Source organism: Tannerella forsythia (assembly GCF_001006485.1).
Lineage (GTDB): Bacteria > Bacteroidota > Bacteroidia > Bacteroidales > Tannerellaceae > Tannerella > Tannerella forsythia.
In genome coordinates this window covers 67,528-91,879 of record NZ_JUET01000058.1, presented here as the reverse complement: position 1 = coordinate 91,879, position 24,352 = coordinate 67,528, and the positions used below count along the sequence as shown (strand labels likewise).

The following is a 24,352-nucleotide window of genomic DNA, read 5'->3' as shown; positions in this document are numbered from 1 at the left end:
AAACCGAACAGTAACAAAGACAGGATGAAAAAGGAAAAATTTCATATCGAATACATTTTCGACAAAGTTTCGAATCGTAGCCTGTGGAACCATCTAACAACAGCCCTCGGACTATCTTCCTGGTTTGCCGATACGGTAGATATCAGAGGGAACATCTACACATTCACATGGAAAAAAATGCAGGAACAAGCCGAAATCATCGAAATCAAACCCGAAGTCAGCGTTCGCTATCGATGGCTTGAAGAGGAAGATGAGAATGCCTACTTCGAATTTATCATCCATACGATCGAGCTTACCGGATCTACGGCGCTTGAGATTACCGATTTTGCAGAGCCGAACGAAAAGACGGATGCCATCGATCTGTGGGATTCGCAGGTGGAAGTACTCAAACGGACGTTAGGAATTTAATGTTGTTTCACATCAAGAGGTGATATATTATCTCTTTTTACACTACTTTTGCAGTTGATTTGAAAGGACATTATGGGGATTAAACGATTGTATCTCTTTTTGTTAAAAAAATTCATGCCGATATTCTTGATGACTTTCGGCATTTGCATGTTTATTGTCCTGATGCAGTTTCTCTGGAAATACGTAGATGAGATGGTAGGCAAAGGTCTTGAGATCAGTGTTCTTCTCGAGATGTTTTTCTACGCAGCCCTTTCCCTTGTACCGATGGCATTGCCTTTGGCCATTTTGCTGGCTTCCCTGATGACATTCGGGAACTTAGGAGAACAGCTTGAACTGTTGGCCATGAAGTCAGCCGGAATTTCTTTGCCTCGCATCATGCGCCCGTTTATCATACTCCTATCGTTCGTTGCCGTGGGCGCCTTCTTTTTCCAGAACAACATCATCCCTCTCTCACAAGTAAAAATGTGGACCCTCCTGGGCTCCATCAGGGCCAAATCGCCCGAATTGCAAATCCCCGAAAGCACCTTCTCCAATCAAATCGAAGGTTACAACCTCTATGTCAAGAGAAAAGACAAAGACGGGCGACTGAACCACCTGATGATCTATGATTATTCCGAAGGTTTTAACAATGCCCAGGTGATTGTGGCCGATTCGGGACGGATGAAGATTTCGGCCGACAAGCAGTTTCTGGTGCTTTATCTGTTCGAGGGCAAGATGTTCAAGAACTTCAACAAAGACGGCATTGGAAGCAGTGAAGCAATACCCTATATGAAGGAGTCGTTCAAGGTGCGGGAGATGCTGATCCGATTCGATTCGGATTTTCATCGTGCCGACGAATCGATCCTGCAAGACCGATACATCGGTAAAAACCTGGCTGATCTGCAATCCTCCATCGATTCGATGACAGCTCACTTGGACAGTATCAAGCAAATGAATGCGAGAGCAATCTATCAGCAGTCATACCGGAAAGAGTTGGAAGGAGCAAAAGAGGAAGACACCGTGCACACGGAAGAAATTCCGGACTTCGACCGTCTGTGCCGGGAATTACCGCCGGGCAGACAAGTCATGTTGCTTAGACAAGCCAAAAATGCGATCGAAACGACAAAGTCAGACTATGACTTCAAAGCGGCCGTATTATCCGGCGACGAGAAAGAGATGCGTCGCCATCATACCGAGATGCACCAGAAATTCACGCTTTCGTTTGCCTGCCTGATCTTCTTCTTTATCGGTGCACCGTTAGGTGCTATCATCCGCAAGGGCGGATTAGGCATGCCGGTCGTGATTTCCGTCTTCCTGTTTATTTTTTACTATGTCATCAATAACATCGGCCTGAAGATGGCCAGCAACGGCATGTGGCAGCCATGGCAAGGCATGTGGCTAAGCTCGGCCGTACTGCTTCCGCTCGGGGTGTTCCTTACCTACAAAGCCTCGAACGACTCGGTTATCCTCAATGCCGACACGTATGTCGAAGGGCTGAAAAAACTGATCGGCAAACGCGCAACACGTAAGATCGAAAAGAAAGAAGTCATCATGTTTCATGTCGACAATGCAATATGGGGAGCACAAATTGAGCGCTTGAAAGAACAATGCGAAACCTACCTGAAAACGTCCGGACAATGGATGCCTTATTTTCGTTTCTGGGAGCAGGGAGGCAGAGACCCGGAAGCCGAACGGATCTCCGTACAGCTGGAAGAACTGGTAACCGAAGGAAGTAATTCCGATCGCCATCTGGTGCTGAACAAACTGATGGATTACCCGATTCTCAACGGATACTATCCTATTCATTTCCGGATAAGCCGGACGGTGGGGAAAATATTGGGTTGGCTTTTTCCCATCGGCCTGCCAATATATCTGCTGGCCACTTATCGTCGCAAACTGCTGTTGCACGACATACGAACGATGACCCAGGTAAGTAATGAACTGTTGAATATTCTAAAAAACGAGACATATGAACCGAATGAACACGATTGAAGAAGCAATTGAAGATTTTCGTGAGGGAAAATTTCTGATCGTCGTCGATGACGAAGATCGCGAAAACGAAGGAGATTTCATTATCGCCGCAGAAAAGATCACTCCGGAAAAGGTCAATTTTATGCTGACGAACGGTCGGGGCGTACTCTGTGCACCGATTACGGAAGAACGGTGCGAAGAATTGGAGCTGAACATGCAGGTGATTCATAATACCTCCATGCTTGAGACGCCGTTTACCGTGACCGTAGACAAGCTGGGAGGCGGATGTACGACGGGCGTCTCGATCTATGACCGGGCGCAGACGATTTTAGCGCTTGCCGACCCGGCCACGAAGCCGTCCGACCTGGGACGACCGGGACACATCAATCCGTTGCGCGCCCGCTCGCGCGGCGTACTGCGCCGCGCAGGACATACCGAGGCCACGGTCGATATGGCACGACTGGCCGGGCTGTATCCGGCCGGGGCGCTGATCGAAATCCTGAACGAAGACGGAACGATGGCGCGCATGCCGCAACTGATCGAAGTCTCGAAAAAATTCGGCATCAAGATCATCACCATACGCGACCTGATTGCCTACCGCCTCAGAACAGAATCGCTCGTAGAGAAGGGGGTCGAGGCCGACCTGCCAACCGAGCACGGACGTTTCCGCATCATTCCTTTCCGCCAGAAAAGCAACGGGGCGGAACATGTGGTACTGATCAAAGGCGAACTGAACGCAGACGAGGCGGTGCTCGTCCGCGTCCACTCGTCGTGCATGACAGGCGATATCTTCGGTTCGATGCGATGCGATTGCGGCGAACAACTGCACAAGGCTATGCGCCTCATCGAGCAGGAAGGTAAAGGCGTGGTGCTCTACCTTAATCAGGAAGGGCGCGGTATCGGACTGATGGACAAGATTCACGCATATAAGCTGCAGGAAGAGGGCATGGACACGGTCGAAGCCAACTTGAAGCTCTGCCATCAGGCCGACGAGCGCGACTATGGTGTGGGAGCACAGATACTGCGTCAGATCGGCGTGACGAAGATGCGCCTGATGACGAACAACCCCGTCAAACGCGTCGGGTTGGAAGCTTACGGACTGGAAGTCGTCGAGAACATCCCGATCGAAGTGCCGCCCAACGAGCATAACGAGTTTTACATGCGCACCAAAAAAGAGCGCATGGGACACCAGTTGCAAAACATCAAATAACACAATCACTCTATTGAAAAACATCTAAATAATATGGAACAGGTATCAGCACGTTTGGCCAGCCTTTCAACATCGGCAACGCTGGCCATGTCACAAAAAAGTAGCGAACTGAAAGCGCAGGGCGTAGACATCATTAACCTGAGCGTGGGCGAACCGGACTTTTTTACGCCCGATCATATCAAGGCGGCGGCCAAGAAAGCCATCGACGAGAATTTTTCGTTCTATTCACCCGTACCCGGTTACATGGATTTACGGAAAGCGATTGTCGACAAACTGAAAAACGAAAACGGTCTCGATTATACGGTCGATCAGATCATTGTATCGAACGGAGCCAAACAGTCGGTCTGCAATACGCTGCTAAGTATCATCAATCCGGGCGATGAAGTGATCGTACCCGCTCCCTACTGGGTGAGCTACGTAGAGATGGTAAAACTTGCCGAAGGCACGAATGTGATCATCCCGGCCGGTATCGATCAGAATTTCAAAATCACGGCGGCACAGCTCGAAGCGGCGATCACGCCCCGCACGCGGGCGTTAATGCTTTGTTCGCCGTCGAACCCGACCGGCAGTGTGTACAGCCGCGAAGAACTTCAGTCGCTTGCCGGGGTGTTAGTCAAACATCCGAACATCATCGTACTGTCTGACGAAATCTACGAACATATCAACTATGTAGGGAAACATGCAAGCATCGCACAGTTCCCCGAGATAAAAGAGCGGATTGTAATCATCAACGGCGTATCGAAAGCATACGCCATGACGGGCTGGCGTATCGGATTCATTGCCGCGCCGCTGTGGATTGCCAAGGCAACGAACAAATTGCAGGGACAATACACGTCGGGCGCCAGCTCCATCGCACAGAAAGCCGCCAAAGAAGCCTTTGCCGGCGATCAGCGTTGCGTAGAGGAGATGCGACAAGCCTTTATGCGCCGGCGTGATCTGATCTGCCGCCTCTGCCGTGAGATTCCCGGTGTTCAGCTCTCCGTACCCGAAGGGGCTTTTTATATCTTCCCCGATGTGAGCAGCTACTTCGGCAAAAGCGCCGGCGAACGAACCGTAAAGAACGCGGCCGATCTGGCGATGTACCTGCTCGAAGTAGCCCATGTGGCTACGGTAGGCGGCGACTCGTTCGGTGCACCCGAATGTATCCGTCTCTCATACGCTACCTCGGACGAGAACCTGACCGAAGCGATGCGTCGCATCACCGAAGCATTGGCACAACTGAAATAAGTTGGAGCCGAATATAAAACAAGGGACAGCGATGTTGCGTCAGAACGAAATGTTTTGACGCAACATCCTTCACAGAAGTATATGAAACGACTCTTTTTCCTGCTGATCCTCCCACTCTTATCGACCGGTTGCCTGCGCGACGAGCTGCCGAACGCGGAAGCCGACATCCTGACATGTACCCTTGCCGAGGCGTCTCTCCTCAAGCGCGAACCGATCATTGAAAACGATAAAATCACGCTCTTCGTAGAAGCCAATGCAGACCTGACACGTCAAACGCTCTCATTCACCTTGTCCGACGGCGCCGTCATCGAACCGGCCGGAGGTACGACCCGCAACTTCTCTACGCCTCAAACATACACCGTCACATCGCAAGACGGGCAGTGGAAAAAAACGTATACCGTCGCATTCGTGACCGACGAACTGCCGACAAGGTATCATTTCGAAGATACGGTAGCCGAAAAGAACGGCCGCTTCTGCATCTTTGCCGAGAAGCAAAACGGACGCGTCTCAATGGAGTGGGCCAGCGGAAACCTCGGGTTTGCCATGACAGGCAACGCGCAAACACCCGACGACTATCCCACCGCTCAGTCGGCCAATGGATACACCGGACAATGCGCCCGCCTGACGACACGCAGCACCGGCAGCTTCGGCGCTCTTGCCGGTATGCCGATCGCCGCAGGAAACCTGTTTATCGGTACGTTCGATCTCCTGAGCGCACTCAGCACTCCGTTGAAAGCAACGCGCTTCGGATTGCCCTTCTACCGTCGGCCGCTTTATCTTTCAGGCTATTACAAATACAAAGCAGGGACAACGTATTATCAGAACGGCCAACCCACACAAACAGCAATCACCGACCGCTGTCATTTCTATGCCGTACTGTATGAAACGGACAAGACACTTAAAACCCTCGACGGCACGAATATTCTGACGCATCCGAACGTGATCTGCACCGCCGTCGTCGAAAATCAAAAAGAGACGGACGAGTGGATGCACTTCAGACTCCCCTTCATCACGCGCGAAGGCAAAACCATCGATGCGGCGAAGCTGCGCAACGGCATCTACAATCTGGCTGTCGTCTTTACATCGAGCATAGCAGGAGCAACTTTCAGCGGCGCTCCCGGCAGCACCCTCTATATCGATGAAGTAGAAATTGTTTGTGAGTGAAGATAAAATTCTTTACCTTTGCTGAAAAAGATCGTATATGAAACTGTTTGACTACGGATGGTTCAAGGATTTTCATGGATGTATCGAAGAGTTAAAGTCGATGGCCATGAAAGAAGACTGGGATTATAAAAAGAATCCCATCGGTAAGAATCCTATTTTGGAAAATTACATCAGACATACCTTTGTCAAGGTCTATGAAGAAGGCAAAGTGCTGGAACAACATGGATATGCCATCTTCAATACCGGCTTGGTTACAGACTATCAAGAAGAAATATACGGTTTATTCCAGAAGAACAGAAGACCGGGTACAATTCAATGGTTCTTTATCGGGTGGAGAAAAGCCAGTGACAGAGAATTAATGAAATTTTCATGCTTGCCGGACAATGCCAACTATTTTGAAAATTCATCCGATCTGATTTATGATACCAGATTAGAATTAAGACCTAATGTAAATCATATTATTGACGATAATATCGCAAGATTTCCCACCGCCCTGCAAACCATGGATAAGTACCAATTGGGAATCTTACTGGAAGGGACAATTAAAGATTGCCATAAGAAGGATACGCAGAAATTACAAAACAGCTGTCCCTCAATACTACGACGGACACCTCCAATTACTCCTACCTTTATGCTTGACCTCAAAAGCCTCCGCAGATCTGGCATTAGTTATTGAAAAAGAACATGGTGTTTACAGAGCTTCTACATGCCTGACATTAGACATGGCCATAAACAATGCACGTTTGATTGCCAAACCGGATGATGAATGGTTAAAAGTATAAAAAACATTTGCAGGTTAAATCGATTATAGTAATTTTGCAACAAATATCTTTATTATAAGATCATACAATTCTGTAAAGAAGATACATTTTACTGTAAACACAAAGAAGATACACTTTAAGAGAAGATTTAAAGCAAGATTATAGGAAAGCATCTTTATGAAAGATGCTTTCTTTTTTATACTTTCGCCTCTTGATGCAAACGATCGGATTACTTTCGGATACTCACGGATGGTGGGATGAGAAATACGCCACCTACTTCGCTTCGTGCGACGAGATTTGGCATGCAGGAGATATCGGCTCGGCCGACGTGGCGTTGCGACTCTCGGCGATACGTCCACTACGGGCTGTCTGCGGCAACATCGACGGCTACCCCGTGCGACAGATGTACCCGAAGACCCTTCACTTCACGGTCGAAGACGTGTCCGTCATGATGACCCATATCGGCGGCTATCCGGGACGTTATGAGCCGGCCATACGCGCCGAGCTCTACGAAACGAAGCCGCAACTGTTCGTCTGCGGACATTCGCATATCCTCAAAGTAATGTTCGACAAACGTTTGAATTGTCTATGCCTGAACCCCGGAGCAGCGGGAAAAAGCGGCTTTCATACGGTGCGCACGCTGATGCGTTTCGTCATCGACGGGGCAGATATCCGCGATATGGAAATTATCGAGTTGGCGAAACGGTAACCGGCTCCGTCTCGGCCGATACCTCGACCGGCTGTTCGCGCTTCGCCGTGTATTGCTCGGCCAGCAATACGGTATGTTGCAGATAGGCATACTCCTTCTCGAAGTATTCGCTGAACAGTCCCTGCTGCAGATTCTCTTCGATCTGACGGGGTGTCCACAGCTTCCCTTCGGCCGTTTTTACATAGTTCACGAAGGCTTCTTCGGAATGCAGCGTCAGCACGTACAACGAAACGAGTTGCGTCACCCGCTCGTTCTCGAACGGATAGCGAACGAGCAAATGAGGCTTGGCTTCGCCCTTGGTCAGCGAGTTGCCCAATAACTCACGCACCGTCTGCTCGAACGTCTGCTTGAAAAGCACATACCCGTAAAACGGATGATCGAGCGCCTCGGGCGAGACAGGCTGAACAGAGCCGCGTTTGACGAGGTAGAGCATCCCGTCATACACCACGGCAATACGCACCACCGGATGACAATAATGCCGCGCCTGCGAAGTGAGGCTGACCGAATAAGCAATCCGTCCGATCACTTTGCCTTTCTTATCGAGCACGGGCAACCATTTCTCTTCCGCCAAACCGTGCTTCATCATCGATACCCGGATCTGCTCGTAGACGATAATCCCCAGACCGATAAACAAGGGAGCCTCACGGTAGAGCAGCCGTTCGACCCAGATATGCTGGTAGTTCTCGGGCAGAATCATATAGAACAGAAGGATAAACAGATGCAACGTATAAATATTCTGGGCAATCTGCGCCACAAAAAAGAACTCGTTCAAGGCTGTACGCAACGGAGCGCGCTTCAACGCCGGACGATTCGATTTACGTACTCGGCCGATGATCGGGCGCTTCGAAAAGCCGATCATCGACAAGACGGCAACTAACAGCCATTCGGCAATAAGCGGGGAATGGAGATACAAGACCGGCTCGAGACGTAAGAACAGGAAGAGCGAATAGAGTATCAGCGTAAGGGCCGTAGGCAAAAGCATAAACTGATACTTCCTGCCGCGAAACAGTCCCCAGAACGTAAAACAGCTAACCACACAGAACACCCCTGCGATAACGAACGAGACAAGGTACGTATAGAAATTGTTCAGAAACATCAGCAACAGCAACGGCAACAACCCGACGGCTTGATTATTCAAGCCCTTACGGATATCCATGCTGTTCTTTATACGGGTAATTTGTTCCATGCTGCATATATAACAATGTATAGGGGTGCTTTGTTGCGAATAAGAAATTTCATTCTTCAAGCACTCGCTCGGCATGATACGACGAACGCACCAACGGTGCGCTCTCGACCGAACGAAAACCTTTCGAGAGAGCCGTTTCACGATAAGCTTCGAATTGCGCAGGAGTGACGTATTCCGTCACCGGCAGGTTCTTGCGCGAGGGTTGCAGGTACTGCCCGATCGTCAGTGCCGATACCCCCACAGCGCAGGCATCGTCCATCAGCTCCTCCACCTCGGCCGTCGTCTCACCCAGCCCGACCATGATGCCCGTCTTGGCACACCGTCCGCGCTCGGCAATGCGTTTCAGCACCGACAGGCTCACCTCGTAACGTGCCGCGCTGCGCACCTGCGGTGTGAGACGGCGCACCGTTTCGAGGTTATGCGAGATAACTTCGGGCGCCGCATCGATCACCTGATCGACCAGCTCCGTCCGCCCCTGAAAGTCGGGGATCAGTACTTCGAGCGTCGTCTGCGGATTCAGCTCTTTGATACGCCGGATCGTCTGCACCCAGTGCCGGGCACCGAGATCGGGCAGATCGTCCCGATCGACCGACGTAACGACGGCATGCCGCAACTTCATCAGGCGAATACTCTCGGCCACCTGCGCCGGCTCGTCCGGATTGAGCGGCCGGGGCTTACCTGTCAACGTGTTGCAGAAACGGCACGAGCGCGTGCAGATATCGCCACCGATCATAAACGTAGCCGTGCCACGGCTCCAGCATTCGCCCTGATTGGGGCATTTGCCGCTCGTACAGATCGTATGGAGACAGTGCGACTCGACGATTTCTTTCGTTCGGCGGAACTGTTCGTTCCCCTGCAAACGTATTTTCAGCCAGTCGGGCTTCCGAAGATAGATGCTCATTAGAGATTTTCCAGTACAAAATTCGTCATCTTCGTGTATAGATGGTAGCGCGTATTGCCGCCGTAGATGCCATGGTCGCGATCCCGGTAAATATGCATGTCGAACTGTTTACCGGCCTGCACGAGCGCCTCGGCATAGTCCATCGTCTGCTTGAAGTGTACGTTATCGTCGGCTGTGCCGTGGATCAGCAGCAGCTTACCCTGCAAATCTTTGGCCAGCAAGATGGGCGACGTGGCATTGTAACCGTTCGCATTTTCTTTCGGTGTACGCATGAATCGCTCGGTATAGACCGTGTCGTAGTAGCGCCAGTCGGTAGGCGGCGCAACGGCAATACCGGCTTTGAACGTGCCGTTGCCGGTGCTCAGCGCCATCAGCGTATTGTATCCGCCGAAGCTCCAGCCCCAGATCGCCATCCGGCTGCCGTCCACATAAGGTAACTTGGCCAGCGCCCGAGCGGCTTCGATCTGGTCTCTCGACTCCAGCTCGCCGAGCTTGAGGTAAGTGCATTTGCGGAACGTCTCGCCACGTGCTCCGGTGCCTCGTCCGTCGACACAGACGCAGATCACGCCGTTTGCCGCCAGATACTGCTCCCATCCGAACTCGTAGCGGTCTAATACCGACTGCGAATTGGGGCCGCTGTATTGAAACATCATCACCGGATACTTCTTCGACGGATCGAAGCCGGCCGGCTTTACGATCCACGCGTTCAGCTCATAGCCCGACGCGGTCTGTACGGTGATAAACTCTTTCGGCGAATAAGCCGTGGCTTGCAGCGTTTCTTTCAACGACGCATTATCTTCGAGCGTCCGCAACGTCTTGCCCGTTTTTGTCTCGTTCACGGTGATGACAGTGGGTGTGCGGGCGCTGGAGTACCGGTTCACATAATAGGCGAAGTTGGCGCTGAACGACGCACTGTTCGTTCCTTCCTGATTCGTCAGGCGCGTCTTCACGCCCTTGGCATCTACCTTATATACCGCGCGGCGCAACGGACTTTCTTCGGCCGACTCGTAATAGACCGTGTTCGTTGCTTCGTCGATACCGATAAGCCGTGTCACGTCCCAGTTCCCCTTCGTCACCTGACGCTGCTCTACGCCCGTTGCCGCATACTGATAAATATGCGCATAACCGTCCTTCTCGCTCACGTACAAGAACCCGTTGTTCGTAAACATCAGCTCATTGAGCCAGTTGGAATCAATATACGTGTCGCTTTCTTCCTTGAGAATCTGTTTGCAGACGCCGCTCTTCGGATTCGCATAATACATGCTGAAAATGTTCTGATGACGGTTGAGCGTCATCACGGCCAACTGGTCGGGGGCTGCAGTAAAAGCGATGCGCGGGATGTAGCCGTCGGCATCGACCGGCACCGGAATCGTTTTGATATCTTTCGTTTCGATGCTGTAGGAATGAAGCGTGACGCGGGAATTTTTTTCGCCGGCGTTCGGATATTTATAGATATATTCGCCCGGATAATAGCCGTCGCCATAGATATGCATGGCGTATTGCGGCACCTCCGACTCGTCGGAACGGATGTACGCCAGATATTGGCTGTCGGACGACCAGCTCATCAGGTTCGTCACCGTGAATTCTTCTTCATACACCCAATCCGTAGCGCCGTTGATGATCCTGTTCGGCGCGCCGTCTTTCGTGACCTGCACCTCCGTATCGTAATCGAATTTTCTCACCCATATATTGTTATCGACCACGTAAGCACACATTCGTCCGTCGGGCGAGAAGGTCGGAATCATCACTTTGGCGCCCGAGTCGTTCAGCGGTTTCACCATGTTGCGACGCACGTCGTAAGCAAAAGTCTGCGCCTTGAACGAGCGACGATATATCGGTTCCGTCTCGCGCCAGATCAGAATCCGGTGGCCGGTCGGACTCACTTCATATCCCTGGAAATCATCGAACGTACATTCACGCGCCGTCTTGGTATGAAAAAGCGTATCGACCGGTTTACCCGTGCGATAGTCGTATTTGACAATCATGGTCCGCTCCCTGTTCATCGCGGTATAATGTACTCCGTCGGTCATGGTACGCAACCCTCCGTCGGTCGTCGATTGCCGGTATTTTCCGTCCGTAATTCCTCGTAGTTCCACCCGCTGCTGAGCGCTGACAACTCCTGCCGTGAGTAGCAAGAGCAAAAGAGCTATTCCTGTTTTCTTCCCCATTGTTTTTTGTTTTTTTCTTCGGGCAAACTTAAATAAAAAAACCGATATTTCTAAACAAGTCCGCTAAAAAAAGCAGGAACCGGACTGCGATTCCGGACGTTCCTTATTCATCTAATCCGAATATTTTTGATATAGCCACTTTGGCAATTTCGGGAATCTTCCCATTCTTTTCCAAACTTTTTATCAAGTCTGCAGAAGATCTGAACCCTGATGCTTTTAGTGCTATGATCTCATTGGAATCTTGGTTATTGGTTGCTTAAACCCGGACTCCGCAATAGAAGAAAGTTGTTGAGGGGTTTAGTTGTTGAATTGTTTAGGTGTTTAGTCGTTGAGATGTTGAATTGTTTAGGTGTTCAGCTGTTGAATTGTTTAGTTGTTGAGGCGTTTACTGACGGCTGTAAAAGCCCTGAAAGGGCGCATTAATTCAGCCCAATGCGCAGCGTTGGGGAAAAAGCAATACCCACTCCTGTGGAGGGCTGTAAGCCTGACATAATTCAATGGTTAATTGTCAATGGTTAATTGTTATGCCGGGTACACGGTATCCGAACGCAAACTTCGCAAACGGGCGCGAATGGACGCAAATAACCCCCTTTGTCATTCCGAACACAGTGAGGAATCTCGCGGGGAAAAGGAGGAGATTCATCGCTTCGCTCTGAATGACAAAAGACCGAACGCAGAGGAACATCCCCCCCCTTCAAAGGGGGAAGAGCGGAAGCGCAGCGTTGGGGAAAAAGGCATCGCATCTCGGCGGAGGGCTGTAAGCCTGACATAACCATTGTTGTACATTCGCATGTCCATTACTAACGGTAAACGCTGAACAGTGTATCGCGTAATTTGGGTTAAACAAATCTCATTTGTTGATTTTGTTGATGTAGGATAGAAGATACGAACTTTGCAAAGGTGGAAATATCATTTTTCACGCTGGCTTCTTCTAATCCTTTTATGTATTCATTCCTTTTGTTAACGGGAATAATAATCCAATCATGACCTCCTGTCGTTAACATAGAATTCATTAGAAAGCGGGCCATTCTCCCATTTCCGTCTATATGTGGATGGATGTATGTCAGAAAGAAATGACCGAGAACAGCTCTTACAGCCGGATTGTTTTCTTGCTCGATTAGAGAGAAAAAGGTCGGCATAACGTCTCTTACTACATCCGGGCTTAATGGGGTGTGTAGTGATCCTTTGATGTAAACCTGATTTGTCCTGTACCCGATAAGATCATAGTTTTTCAATATCCCTGCTTCTACAGATGGAATGAATAGAGCTTTGTACCAATTTTCGTAATCCCTCGCAATCGTTTGACCGGGATTTTCTCCATGTAAGATTTTTTCAATACTTGATTTTACTTCTAAGAAAGCTAAGTAATAACCCCTTGCAGCCAGTGCATCCCGGGTATTATGATCTTCTTTGTTTCGCTCAATATCCCATTGCCCTGAACGAACACGTTCAATAAGTTCATTGGAGACCTTATAACCCTCAATCGATAGAGAATGATATGCGTCTAATTTATAGTTTTCTTCTATGCTTTTTAGAATCTGGTCCGGCATTTTTTTCTTTGGTGAATTAGCTTTTGGAAATTCTTTTACTACAGTCTCGCGCATCTGTTCCCACATCAATTTGATTCGGCTTACATAAGGAGACCTCTCTATTGTATGTATTGGTTCAATAGGGGTGTTGAAGGGGTTCTCGACTTTGATCCTATATCCGGAATCTTTCATTGTCTGTACAATTTCTTTAGCGCAATCTTCTTTTCCGACCCCCAGTAATGCCCCCGCGACTTTTCCGGCTCTTGAAGAATAGCCGTTAGACAAAAGAACCTTTATAAGGTCTCTGCTGTTGTTGATCATAGATAGACATACTTTTGCCTCAATGGGGCTGCTTTGAAAAAAAGACGGACTGCACATGACAAGTGCTTCAGGAATTGAGTAAATGTTCAATCTGTGTTCTTTTTCTTTGTAGATCATCATAGGTAATGATGTTCTTAGAACAAATATACTTTTCTCATAGATAAGATTTTGTTTATTGTTCCCTCCCAAAGGTGAGCGAACAATAAGTTGATCCGGTATTGTCTTATTTCCGGAATGGAAGAACAAAGATTGTTCCGCAGACAACGACCAGTTCTCTCCGAATCGAGAATAAAGATATTTATAGATAAAATCCCAGTATGAAACATAGAATGAGGAGGTATCTCCTCTGTCCTCCGGTCTTGATATAACATACCAGCCTTTCATAATTTCTTGGAGGAATCCGTTAGCTACCAATCGTTCCTGATGTGTCCTTGTTAACTCACCCGAATTGACTACTAAGATATGATTTTCTTGAAGCCTTTTGAGTTGGATTAATGATTCTGCTAATTTTTCGTTCAGTGATGCCATTTTTTTTATTGGATTATGTGTATGCAAAGTTATTGAATAATGTTGTAAGTTCAATTTTTTATTTAGCAAATTATTAATCCACAACTCCTTTAAGCCTAAAATATTTATATCGAGTAGCACGTGATACTTCTACAATACCTCGACTTCTTTCACCCGTTCATGCGCTTTCGAAGCTTGGCCTCGAACTGATAATTTTTCAGTCCCCAGTCGGGGGCAAGCAGCCATTCCTTGGGCGCCTGCGATACGTACCGTTCGATAAGGATGTCGTGACGCAGACGCCGGCGAAACGCAACGACCAAATCGATGTATTCGTCTACGGTAAACAGACGAAACCGTTCGGGGTATGCCTCGTACTCACGTCCCATCGCCGTATGACGGATAATCTGCAACTGATGCAGTTTAAGAGAAGTAATGGGTAAGGCCGAAAGCACATCGGCATGATGCAGCATCTCGTCGCGGCTCTCGCCGGGAAGGCCGAGAATCAAGTGTACGCCAACGGGAAGGCCTCGCGCATGAGTGCGACGGATCGCATCTTCCGACTCGGCATGCGTATGCCCGCGATTGATCCGCTGCAGCGTACGGTCGAGCGTGCTTTCCAGACCATATTCGATCATCACGTACGTTCGCCCGGCAAGAGCGGTCAGATAGTCGAGCAACTCGTCCGGCATGCAATCCGGACGCGTGCCGATCACTAGCCCCACCACTCCCGGACAGGCCAAGGCCTCTTCGTACTTGCGTTGCAGCTCGTTCATCTCTCCGTAGGTATTCGTGTACGCCTGAAAGTAAGCCAGATATTTCATCTCCGAATATTTGCGGGAAAAGAAACGCATCCCTTCGTTCATCTGTTCGGTGATACTCTTTTCCGCACGACAATAATCGGGATTGAACGTCCGGTTATTGCAGTACGTGCACCCGCCCGTCCCCTTGCTCCCATCGCGATTGGGGCATGTGAAACCCGCATTCAACGAAATTTTCTGTATTTTGAAAGGAAAAGAGTGCATCTTCGATTTCATCCCGCAAAGGTAATTATCCGAACGCAAATAACGCAAATGGACGCGAATAACCGCCTCTGTCATTCCGAACATCGTGAGGAATCCCGCGGGGAAAAGGAGAGAGATTCTTCGCTTCGCTCTGAATGACAAATTAATTGTTAATTGTCAATGGTTAATTGTTATGCGTAGTACACGCCGAATCATGTATTTAGAAAATAACCATTGAGAATTAACCATTGACAATTAATTTCGTCCTTGGGCCTCGGGCGGTGAGCCGACGGAGCTGCGAGCAGGGCGAAAGAAAATCAGGCTGTCCGAGCCAAGCGAGTCACCTGATTTTCTGACCTGCAAGCCTCGCGAAGGTGTGTGAAGCGCACGAAGCCTTGACTTTTGGGTTACTTTTGGGTCAAGCCAAAAGTGACAGAAAAGAGATTATGTCAGGCTTTCAGCCCTCCAAACAAGGTGCGGACATGGATACCCCACCCTTGCGGGATAGGGCTGAAATATATCGGAAACGTACCGGGTACACGGTATCCGAACGCAAATAACTGTATTTGTCATTCCGAACATCGTGAGGAATCTCGCGGGGAAAAGGAAAGAGATTCTTCGCTTCGCTCTGAATGACAAATTAATTGTTAATTGTCAATGGTTAATTGTTATGCGTGGTACACGCCGAATCATGTATTTAGAAAATAACAATTGACAATTAACCATTGACAATTAATTTCGTCCTTGGGCCTCGGGCGGTGAGCCGACGGAGCTGCGAGCAGGGCGAAAGAAAATCAGGCTGTCCAAGCCAAGCGAGTCACCTGATTTTCTGACCTGCAAGCCTCGCGAAGGTGTGTGAAGCGCACGAAGCCTTGACTTTTGGGTTACTTTTGGGTCAAGCCAAAAGTGACAGAAAAGAGATTATGTCAGGCTTTCAGCCCTCCAAACAAGGTGCGGACATGGATACCCCACCCTTGCGGGATAGGGCTGAAATATATCGGGCTTGCAGCCCTTGTGCCCCGTGCGGGCAAACGTACCGGGTACACGGTATCCGAACGCAAATAACTGTATTTGTCATTCCGAACATCGTGAGGAATCTCGTGGAGAAAAGGAAAGAGATTCTTCGCTTCGCTCTGAATGACAAATTAATTGTTAATTGTCAATGGTTAAGTATTATGCGTGGTACACGCCGAATCATGTATTTAGAAAATAACCATTGACAATTAACCATTGACAATTAATTTCGTCCTTCGGCCTCGGGCGGTGAGCCGACGGAGCAGCGAGCAGGGCGAAAGAAAATCAGGCTGTCTGAAGCGAAGCGAGTTTCCTGATTTTCCGGCCTGCAAGCGTCGCGACGACGTGTGAAGCGCACGAAGCCTTGACCTTTTGGTTACTTTTGGGTCAAGCCAAAAGTAACAGAAAAGATTCTTCGCTTCGCTCTGAAAGACAGGGAAGGTGAGATGAGTAGTAAAGTAATCTAAAAAAAAGAGGGTTACCCTCATGGGGCAACCCTCCTCATCTTAATATTGAATCAAATGATTATTTCAACATTTACTTCACCATCGCTTTTACAGCCGGTTGTCCTTCAACAACTACTACGACAACACCTTGCGGAGCTGCAACCGTAGCACGGTCGGAAGTCAATACAGTGTTCACAAGCGTCTGGCCCAATACGTTGCTTACAACGACCTTCTTGCCTGCGGCATTCAGGATCGTGACAGCGCCGTTTTCAGCTACGACCTTCACTTCGGTTATCGCCGGAGTAATTTCATTCGCTACCGGATCTTCCTTCGTCTTCTCCACATTGAAGATTTCGGCATCTGCAATTGCTTGCAGCACATCCGAACGAGAGATCACCGGCACACCGTTCTGAATCTTGATCCAGCCGCCATCGCACGGAGCAATTACCGGATACTGACCGCGATCTTGCGTTTCAGACTCGATCAGGAAGTCACCGCCTTCTTTATCGCACGATTTTCTTTCGATCAGACGGAACGAGAACACACAGTCTTTATGGAAATTGTTATTCAATGCAATCTTGCGAATCTTACCGTTCTTCGGAGCGGCAGGAGACGAATCCGATGCAGCATCCAATTTCTTCAGGTCAAGCATCTTCTCACCTTTCAGATTAATTTTCGTATAAAGACCTTTCAGATCGGCATGACCTAAGATATACAAGGCATCATTTGCATGGATTGCATCCGTGAACACCAAGCGGTTCCAAGCCGTACCCCAGAGGTAATCGTTTTCGTTCGGCGTACCTGCATCCGCTTTGGCAGAATCGGTAGCATTGATCAAGTACATCCCTCTACGATACCCCGGCAACGGAATCGTCAAATCGCCGTTATCGTCACAACCCAACGTATCTTCTACGATTGTCGGACGAATCATCAGCATATACTGCGGTTTGATATGGCCCGTACCACGGTTCACATAAGCCGTATCCACATAGATAGCCGTCTTTACATTCGGGTTCGAATTGATACTTACCAAGCCCAAATAGTTCTTTTTCGCTCTGTAATAAGCCTGCTGATCTTTCAGCGCATTCGTATTTTCAAACAGATAGTTCTTTCCTGTCGGAGCACTTCTCGTTGTATAGAACTTCACCGTCTCCGGCGTATCGCCCGGTTTGTCACCTTCCAGTTCCGTATTGAAACGACGGTAGATCGGATCGGCGTCTCTCTTCAAGCGGAATGTCGAAACGCGTGTCTGCACATCTCCCCGATAGGTATACTTCAACTTCATTGGAGCCTGTTCCTCTACGGCAGCTACAAACACACCCGGATTGAACTCGCCGGCCTTTTTCAAATTGCCCATGATCAAAGCGGTCAACTGCGCACCCAGATGCTCTTTGAGATATTTCTCAAGTTGAGCACTCGGAGTCAAGCCTCCACCGGTACTTTGAATTGAGAACGTATCGATAATCTGCACTAATGCAAAGTCCTTCACTCCGTCTTCTTCCATATATACATCACGCAGGAAGAACAGCGGCGTCCCGATGACTTCATTATACCGCAATCTCGAGCTCAACGAATACCGATATTGCTCACCATTGCTCAGTTTCAACGCACCCAGACAATATTTGAACGGATTTTCGTATTTGATACGATAAGCCTGTCTCTTCAACTGTACCAAATCAGCCACCTGATTCTTCTTCCACACACTCGGACTTTCTGCACCGGCTTTCACACCATACCCGTACGGTTTGTAATGACCGGCGTCCACGTTTACAGTGTCGATACGGAAATAAGCAATATCAAAGCAGTTCGTACCTTGCACATAGATAAGGGAATCCCGGCCCGTACCGTCAAAGATCGACGCCTTCACCGAGAGGTACTTCGTATTGTCAATGCCCGATCTGTAGTTGAATGCATACAGATTTACGGTAGCCGTATCTCTGTTGATCCATTGGTAACCCAGGTTCGGATTGTTCTTGTACTGTTTCGGCAGACGGATAAACGTAGGTGCTTTCTTCGCACTCATATTATTCTTCGTCTTTTCGAAATCAATCACCTCGGAGTTTACAATTTGCTTGTTCCAACCCCATGTTTTCGTACGACCCTTAAACGGTGCATGCTGATCTTTCATCAACTGGATATCCATAAAGGCTAAACCGTAATTTCCTGCATACATACCGCCTTTGTTGATCTGACCGAACTCACGGTTGATGATGTTGATCGGAGAAGCTTCGGCATTTTTGAAGCGTTTCTCTACAATCCATTGGAATGAAGGCAACTCTTCGGGATGTACATTCTTATCCAGGAATACCCAGACAGCCGAGTCATGTGCCGAATACAACGGAACGTGCAGATACTGTCCTCTTTCGTTACGGATCAGGTACAGATCCGGGTCAATCGATACCCGATCGGAAGTAGCCATTTTACACGGCTCATAGCAACCGAAGTTGATCTGCGTATTAATTTTACCATTCTCTTTTGTATTATGCAAGGTCACTCTGGTACCCGGCTTACCGTCTACCGTGAGGTTCTGAAGAGACACATACAGTCTGTGATAATAGCTGTAATCAATCGGAGCACCGGCACCCGGAGTAACCGCACCGATTTTCCTTTTCGGATTTACACCCCATTTCAGACGGGCTGTCATACGTTCATCCACAGGAACTTGTAATGCCGGATGAAAAACTCCATTTTGATTATATCTCGGTAAAGTATCCACCATCAATTTCGGGGTCGGATAAGCCGTAAAGGTGTACCATGAACGTACGACACTGTCCGTAGCGAAACGGGTCGAATCGGTAATCGCCTTCGGATCATACGTCGGCAGATACGTTGCACTGAAGGGATTGATATAGATGCTGTCGCCCGAAGGATAATATACCATACGCCAAACGAACTGACCGATCATCGGACTGCCATCTGACGGGAAAGTTGCGTTCTGATTGAATTTCAGGAATTGCGAATTTCCGGAATTGTAATAGACCGTATCTACATATAAATATTTTCCGGCATTTTTTAACCGTACATACCCCATTTGTCCCATATGACGGACATCTACGCTAAACCAGGGATTTCCAGCAGTTCCAACTTGCGAGATCGGAGCTACATCCCATGCCCGGTAGTTCGTTTCCCACGGGTTAGTCCAAGCCGAACTGTCAATCAACATCGCAGTCACAGGACTAATACCGTCCAGATATTCTACTTCCCATTTCTGATCCGTAAACGGATTGGGCGTTCCGTTCGGAGAGAATTTCAACGAACGAGCTTCCTGGGATGCCTGTGTACCCAATACGGTTTCAAAGCTCTTTTTATCCAGGGCGAACGGCATCGCTTCTTTCAACGTAAAGAGCAACATACCATTGATCTTACCGGCTTTCACATCAGTAGCCGGAGCAATTTTTACTTGTACATACCCTAACTTGTTGAGAGTATCTCCCACCAAAACAGCCACGGTATCCATCGTTTCATCGAGATAAGAAACCAGCGGACGGCCGCCTTTCACGCCTGTTTTATACGTTTCGGAGAATTCCCATGCAGAGATGCTACCCGGTGTTTGAGCATTCGGATTGGAGGAACTCTTATAGTTCGACTTTCTCCAGCCGTCGACATCCTTCGGCCAGCTTTCATGACCATACACATTGACTTCGAGCATCATTCTCTGAAGCTTGTTTGTGAAATCGAATGTCGGATTCTGTCCCTGATAATACTTTTGAATCGTGACACACCACAGACCGGCTGCACTTTCCAGAGCTATGCTGGCGGTATTTGGATATGCGCTCGGAACCCGAGGTCCGGGAGTGGTTCCACTCAAACGTCCCATGACATCAATCCACAAGGCATTTTGTCCGGCACTGTCCGGTCCCATATAAAGGGTCACCCCTCTTCGTATTGTCCCAAAGCTGTCGAGCGGGATAACTCCGGGCCACGGTGTTTTCTTAGGGGTAAAGCCAATCATCTTTTGCCGTTTCGTAACCTTGTCATAGGCCACCATGGAGTCTACCTGAAGGTAATAGTACCCGTCATTGGCTCCTTCCTTAAACTTCAGCGTGGGCTTTGCATTGTCATAAGGCTTAACGCGCAGCTGCTGTTGCTCCAGTGCTATTTGTGCAGTCACTGAAGACACCGCTGCGAAGCCCATAAAAGCACCCGCTAATAGCGTGAAAATTTTCTTGTTCATAATCATTATCATTTTTAATATTAATATTCAATTCGTATGGGTTGGAAAGTTCGGAGTGGCAGGCAAGAGATCGCCTGCCATCCTTCCTTTCCATTTAATGAATACCTTATTATTTTACTACAGCTTTCACTGCATTCTCACCTTCAATCGCTACGACTACCACTCCCTGCGGAGCTGCAATCGTTTGATTATCCGACGTCAAGACTACCTTCGCAATCGTTTGACCCAAGATATTGCTTACCGTCACTTTCTTGCCCGAAGCATTGCGGATCATCACTTCTCCGGCACCGGCTACCACCTTCACATCCGTTACAGACGCTTCGGCATTGGCCAGCGGAGACTTCTTCGTCATCTTTACGTTCCATGTTTCAGCTTCTGCAATCCAGTCGGTATACGCACCGCGGCTAATTACCGGCACACCGTTCTGAATCTTCACCCAGCCGCCGTTCATCGGAGCGATCATACGGCCTTTTGTAACATCGCGCCTCGTCGTTTCAGATTCGATCATAAAGTCTTTGTTCGAGCCACCGCCCACTTCCGTGAAACGGAACGAGAAGACCTCATCCTTATGCTTGTTATTGCCTAAGAAGACAATCTTAACCTTTGAATCATTGCGCAACTTCTTGTAGTTCACATATTCGGTTTCGGTTCCGTCAGCTTCCTTTTTCTTCTGTATAAAGGCTTCGATCGGACGGCCGTTCAGGATATACAACGTATCTCCTGCATGGATCGCCGGTACAAACGACAAGCGCTCCCATTTAGCATCCCAAATATAATCCTTATCCACAATGGTACCGTCCGGATGTCCGGCCAAGCGAGCCGAATCGGTCTGGTTACGCAGATAACGGGCATATACGAACGGACGATTCAATTGATCTTCACCGCAAACCGGGCAGCCCAGATAACCGAATTTCGGATCTACCGCCAAGAGATACTGCGGTTTGATATGTCCCGTACCACGGTTTACATAAGCCGTATCTACGTATATAGCCCAATCAGTATCCAAATGACGTTTGAAGACTTGATCCTTATCCTTATTGGCAATGGCGTCATCTTCATTCTGAACGCCCAAGAAGTTAACACTGCTATGATTCTTTCCCGGAAGTCGCTTTATGTCATAGGAATAGATACTGTGTGCATCTTCATACAAATATTCTCTTTCTTTTCCTACAGCCGTACGATGGAATTTCAACGTATCCGGATTATCGGAACCTATGGCGCTTTCGTCCGTCGTATTGAAACGACGATAAAGCGGTTCCGTCTCACACGAGATGGCAAAGGTCGAAACACGTTGCCCACCGACCGTTTTGGGTTGACTTCTTACGTAGTTGTTCAAGTCATCAACAGAAGCATGAACGACTCCAAACGAATTATTCTTTATGGATCCATGACTGGTATCATGTACTCTTACCGTATCGGTGATAGGCAATCCGGTAATATCCGTATAGTAATGGAAGTTAGAAAGATCGATACGATCGAGCAAGGCGTAATAGTTCTTGCCGTCTACCTGATACGTAAAACGCAGATAGAATTTGGCTTTATTCAGTTTACGAGCATTGGCGACTACCTCTGGCGTATATCCGTAACGACCGTTATCGTCTAACACCAAATAGTATTCATTCCGTTTAAACTTCCAATAGTCGTTGATTTGCAGATGATAGTACCATCTTTCCAACGGTGCGATATAGTCATCCGTACCTTTTTTGGTAAATTTGCTCTTCAGCGGACTGTTGCTTGTCCATCCAATACCATATCGTTCGGTACCATATGCTTCCTTACGCAAGGAGTCGGGTATTACCAACTGGAAGTACGTCTTTTCTCCCTTCAAAACATAGAGAATGGTGTCTTTATTCGAAGCTTTTTCGTCGAAGCCCATATAATGATTTCCGCTCAAACCGCTTAAGTACTGGAATGTATAAGCGAACCAGTTGAGTGAATCGGTTGCTTCGGCAATACCGCCATCTTCCTTACCAAACTGGCTCGGTTTGCGGCTAAAGAAACGATATCCCAAATACGGGTCGTTACGATACGGTCTTGGAACACGAATAAAGCTTTCTTTGTTTACGAAATTTCTGCCCATCACCGGCGAATAATCTTTCTTCTTATTCTTCGGGTCCAAACGCCACCAAACTCCTTTGAAAAGCTCATAATCATTGTATATCTGCACATATTCGATACGGATATCATCAAACTCACGATTTATCAGATGAATCTTCGAGATGCTGGAACCTTCGTTCACCTGTTCAACATACCATTGATACGAAGGAGTCATATTCGCTACTTCATTTTCGTCAAGGCGCAACCATTGCGGAGTAAAGTTACCGGCATACATCGGCACGACCAAATAGCGTCCATCCTTATCTTTAATGGTATACAAGTCACCCTCCACCGTTGTACGGTTTTTATCGTACAATACACAACTGTTGATATTGAAGAATCCACGCACATTGGCCGGTTTGTTTCTTACCGTAACCACGCGTTCGCCGGCCGACAGATCCTGCATACGTACCGTCAGGAAGTTCCAAATCGTTTGATTAAACAAACCATCATATTCACCGTCCAAATAGGTCATATTATCTTCATTATCACCCTCCACCATATGATTCAGTCTGCGTACATTGATAACCAGACTGTCCTCGGAAGGATAGTATACCAAACGCCAGTCGCTATGCTGGGAAGTTGATTTCCCTCCGGTCACAATCTTCGGATAACGATACCCCAGATCATTCACATAGTTTTCTTCAGTATTACCTGCCAAAGCAGTAACATATTTACCGTCCTTATTCTTCAAGTTCAGATACTGCTTATCACCGGTGGTACCGGTCACATCTTCCGCCATCAACGGCTGCTCAAACGGGTTTACCTGTCCGGCAGAAACTTTCTGCGAGAACTCAAGCTGACGGTATTCCTCTTTCGAATATTCATACATCATCGTATTGAAGTCCTTGGCGGTAAGCACTCTCGGACGAGCATTAACCAAGGTGAATTTCAACAAGTCTTTCTTGTAGAAATCGGCATTCACATCGAATTCATCCTTATGAGCTACAACCAAACGAACAGAGTCGGAAGCGCCACAAGTTTTGTTAATGGCGAACGTCATATAATAGTCCGGCTTCACCTCTATGGCAAGATACTGTTCCTGCTCCAGCGGCACGGTATTATAGGTACGGGAGAACTTCCATATGCCAAGATTACCTCCCACTAACGGGAGATCACGCTGAGAATGAACGTCCATACCCGCACACATTTTCTTAAACATACTGCTTTCATACTCAAATTCCAGCCCTGCACCATACTCCTTATTCGTAAAAGCAAAACCGGGCACCTTGCCATAAAGCTCAGGCTTGGTCACATTCACACACCACATTGCAGCGCGCAGTCTGCAATACGAAGAATCGGCCGGTACACTCGCCCCATAAATAAAAGCGGAATCCACCAGGGTAATATAACCAAACTCATCCATTGCCAAGAACTTATCGACCGGTCCGGTAGCGGTTTGCAGCGTTACCTTTAAGTGATAAGCTCCTTTGCCCATTCCCTCCGGAAGATACTTAACCGCATCCCCGTAAAAGGGTCGCGCATCCGCCATAAACGCCGTCATAAACAGCATCAGCGAAGCCGCTAACAAAGTAAATACTTTTTTTGTTCATAATCAAATAATTAAATATTAATACTA

Annotated in this window: 16 protein-coding genes; 9 read left to right on the top strand and 7 right to left on the bottom strand. The window is 48.2% G+C overall.

All coding sequences use genetic code 11. From position 1 onward, the window contains the following. Nucleotides 1-24: 24 nt before the first annotated feature. The 8 genes from Tanf_RS03430 (at nucleotide 25) to Tanf_RS03400 (ending at nucleotide 7,429) form a co-directional block, all read left to right on the top strand. Nucleotides 25-408 (top strand): START-like domain-containing protein, encoded by a 384-nt coding sequence (locus tag Tanf_RS03430; RefSeq protein WP_014225013.1) that lies wholly within the window; start codon nucleotides 25-27, stop codon nucleotides 406-408. A gap of 72 nt (nucleotides 409-480) precedes the next feature. Next, nucleotides 481-2,379 carry an LptF/LptG family permease gene (locus tag Tanf_RS03425; RefSeq protein ID WP_201774579.1) on the top strand — a complete coding sequence of 633 codons (1,899 nt, stop codon included), beginning with the start codon at nucleotides 481-483 and terminating at the stop codon, nucleotides 2,377-2,379. Next, nucleotides 2,357-3,568 carry a bifunctional 3,4-dihydroxy-2-butanone-4-phosphate synthase/GTP cyclohydrolase II gene (locus Tanf_RS03420; protein WP_014225010.1) on the top strand — a complete coding sequence of 404 codons (1,212 nt, stop codon included), beginning with the start codon at nucleotides 2,357-2,359 and terminating at the stop codon, nucleotides 3,566-3,568. The genes Tanf_RS03425 and Tanf_RS03420 overlap by 23 nt, the downstream gene beginning before the upstream one ends. 33 nt (nucleotides 3,569-3,601) lie before the next feature. After that, on the top strand, nucleotides 3,602-4,795 hold the full coding sequence (locus Tanf_RS03415) for a pyridoxal phosphate-dependent aminotransferase (protein WP_046824926.1): 1,194 nt from the start codon (nucleotides 3,602-3,604) through the stop codon (nucleotides 4,793-4,795). A gap of 81 nt (nucleotides 4,796-4,876) precedes the next feature. Then, a complete protein-coding gene (locus tag Tanf_RS03410) occupies nucleotides 4,877-5,959 on the top strand; it encodes a PCMD domain-containing protein (RefSeq protein ID WP_046824925.1) in 1,083 nt (360 codons plus the stop codon). Nucleotides 5,960-5,996: 37 nt separating this feature from the next. After that, nucleotides 5,997-6,635 (top strand): DUF3825 domain-containing protein, encoded by a 639-nt coding sequence (locus Tanf_RS15360; RefSeq protein WP_046824924.1) that lies wholly within the window; start codon nucleotides 5,997-5,999, stop codon nucleotides 6,633-6,635. Then, complete coding sequence (locus tag Tanf_RS16660; RefSeq protein WP_172794526.1) at nucleotides 6,595-6,741, top strand: DUF3825 domain-containing protein; 147 nt, start codon at nucleotides 6,595-6,597, stop codon at nucleotides 6,739-6,741. Before Tanf_RS15360 ends, Tanf_RS16660 begins: the two co-directional genes overlap by 41 nt. 193 nt (nucleotides 6,742-6,934) lie before the next feature. Continuing rightward, nucleotides 6,935-7,429 (top strand): metallophosphoesterase family protein, encoded by a 495-nt coding sequence (locus tag Tanf_RS03400; protein ID WP_046824923.1) that lies wholly within the window; start codon nucleotides 6,935-6,937, stop codon nucleotides 7,427-7,429. Here the strand turns inward: Tanf_RS03400 and Tanf_RS03395 are convergent. The 5 genes from Tanf_RS03395 to mnmL form a co-directional block, all read right to left on the bottom strand. Then, nucleotides 7,407-8,615, bottom strand: coding sequence for a hypothetical protein (locus Tanf_RS03395; protein WP_052448989.1), 1,209 nt, complete (start codon nucleotides 8,613-8,615; stop codon nucleotides 7,407-7,409). The genes Tanf_RS03400 and Tanf_RS03395 overlap by 23 nt on opposite strands. Nucleotides 8,616-8,664: 49 nt before the next feature. After that, nucleotides 8,665-9,516, bottom strand: coding sequence for a lipoyl synthase (gene lipA / locus Tanf_RS03390; RefSeq protein ID WP_046824922.1), 852 nt, complete (start codon nucleotides 9,514-9,516; stop codon nucleotides 8,665-8,667). Then, complete coding sequence (locus Tanf_RS03385) at nucleotides 9,516-11,684, bottom strand: S9 family peptidase (RefSeq protein WP_046824921.1); 2,169 nt, start codon at nucleotides 11,682-11,684, stop codon at nucleotides 9,516-9,518. Before Tanf_RS03385 ends, lipA begins: the two co-directional genes overlap by 1 nt. An 839-nt stretch (nucleotides 11,685-12,523) precedes the next feature. Beyond that, complete coding sequence (locus Tanf_RS03380) at nucleotides 12,524-14,062, bottom strand: Fic family protein (protein ID WP_046824920.1); 1,539 nt, start codon at nucleotides 14,060-14,062, stop codon at nucleotides 12,524-12,526. A 149-nt stretch (nucleotides 14,063-14,211) separates the two neighbouring features. Continuing rightward, on the bottom strand, nucleotides 14,212-15,075 hold the full coding sequence (gene mnmL / locus Tanf_RS03375) for a tRNA modification radical SAM protein MnmL/YtqA (protein WP_046825088.1): 864 nt from the start codon (nucleotides 15,073-15,075) through the stop codon (nucleotides 14,212-14,214). A gap of 1,197 nt (nucleotides 15,076-16,272) precedes the next feature. On the opposite strand from mnmL, the gene Tanf_RS15760 reads away from it, so the two are divergent. Continuing rightward, nucleotides 16,273-16,407, top strand: coding sequence for a hypothetical protein (locus Tanf_RS15760; RefSeq protein WP_262509270.1), 135 nt, complete (start codon nucleotides 16,273-16,275; stop codon nucleotides 16,405-16,407). Nucleotides 16,408-16,593: 186 nt separating this feature from the next. Here the strand turns inward: Tanf_RS15760 and tfsB are convergent, their stop codons facing one another. Then, nucleotides 16,594-20,676: an S-layer glycoprotein subunit TfsB gene (gene tfsB / locus Tanf_RS03365; RefSeq protein ID WP_140230688.1), complete on the bottom strand. Its 4,083-nt coding sequence runs from the start codon at nucleotides 20,674-20,676 to the stop codon at nucleotides 16,594-16,596. A 109-nt stretch (nucleotides 20,677-20,785) separates the two neighbouring features. Beyond that, a complete protein-coding gene (gene tfsA / locus Tanf_RS03360; RefSeq protein WP_046824918.1) occupies nucleotides 20,786-24,286 on the bottom strand; it encodes an S-layer glycoprotein subunit TfsA in 3,501 nt (1,166 codons plus the stop codon). Nucleotides 24,287-24,352 lie beyond the last annotated feature (66 nt).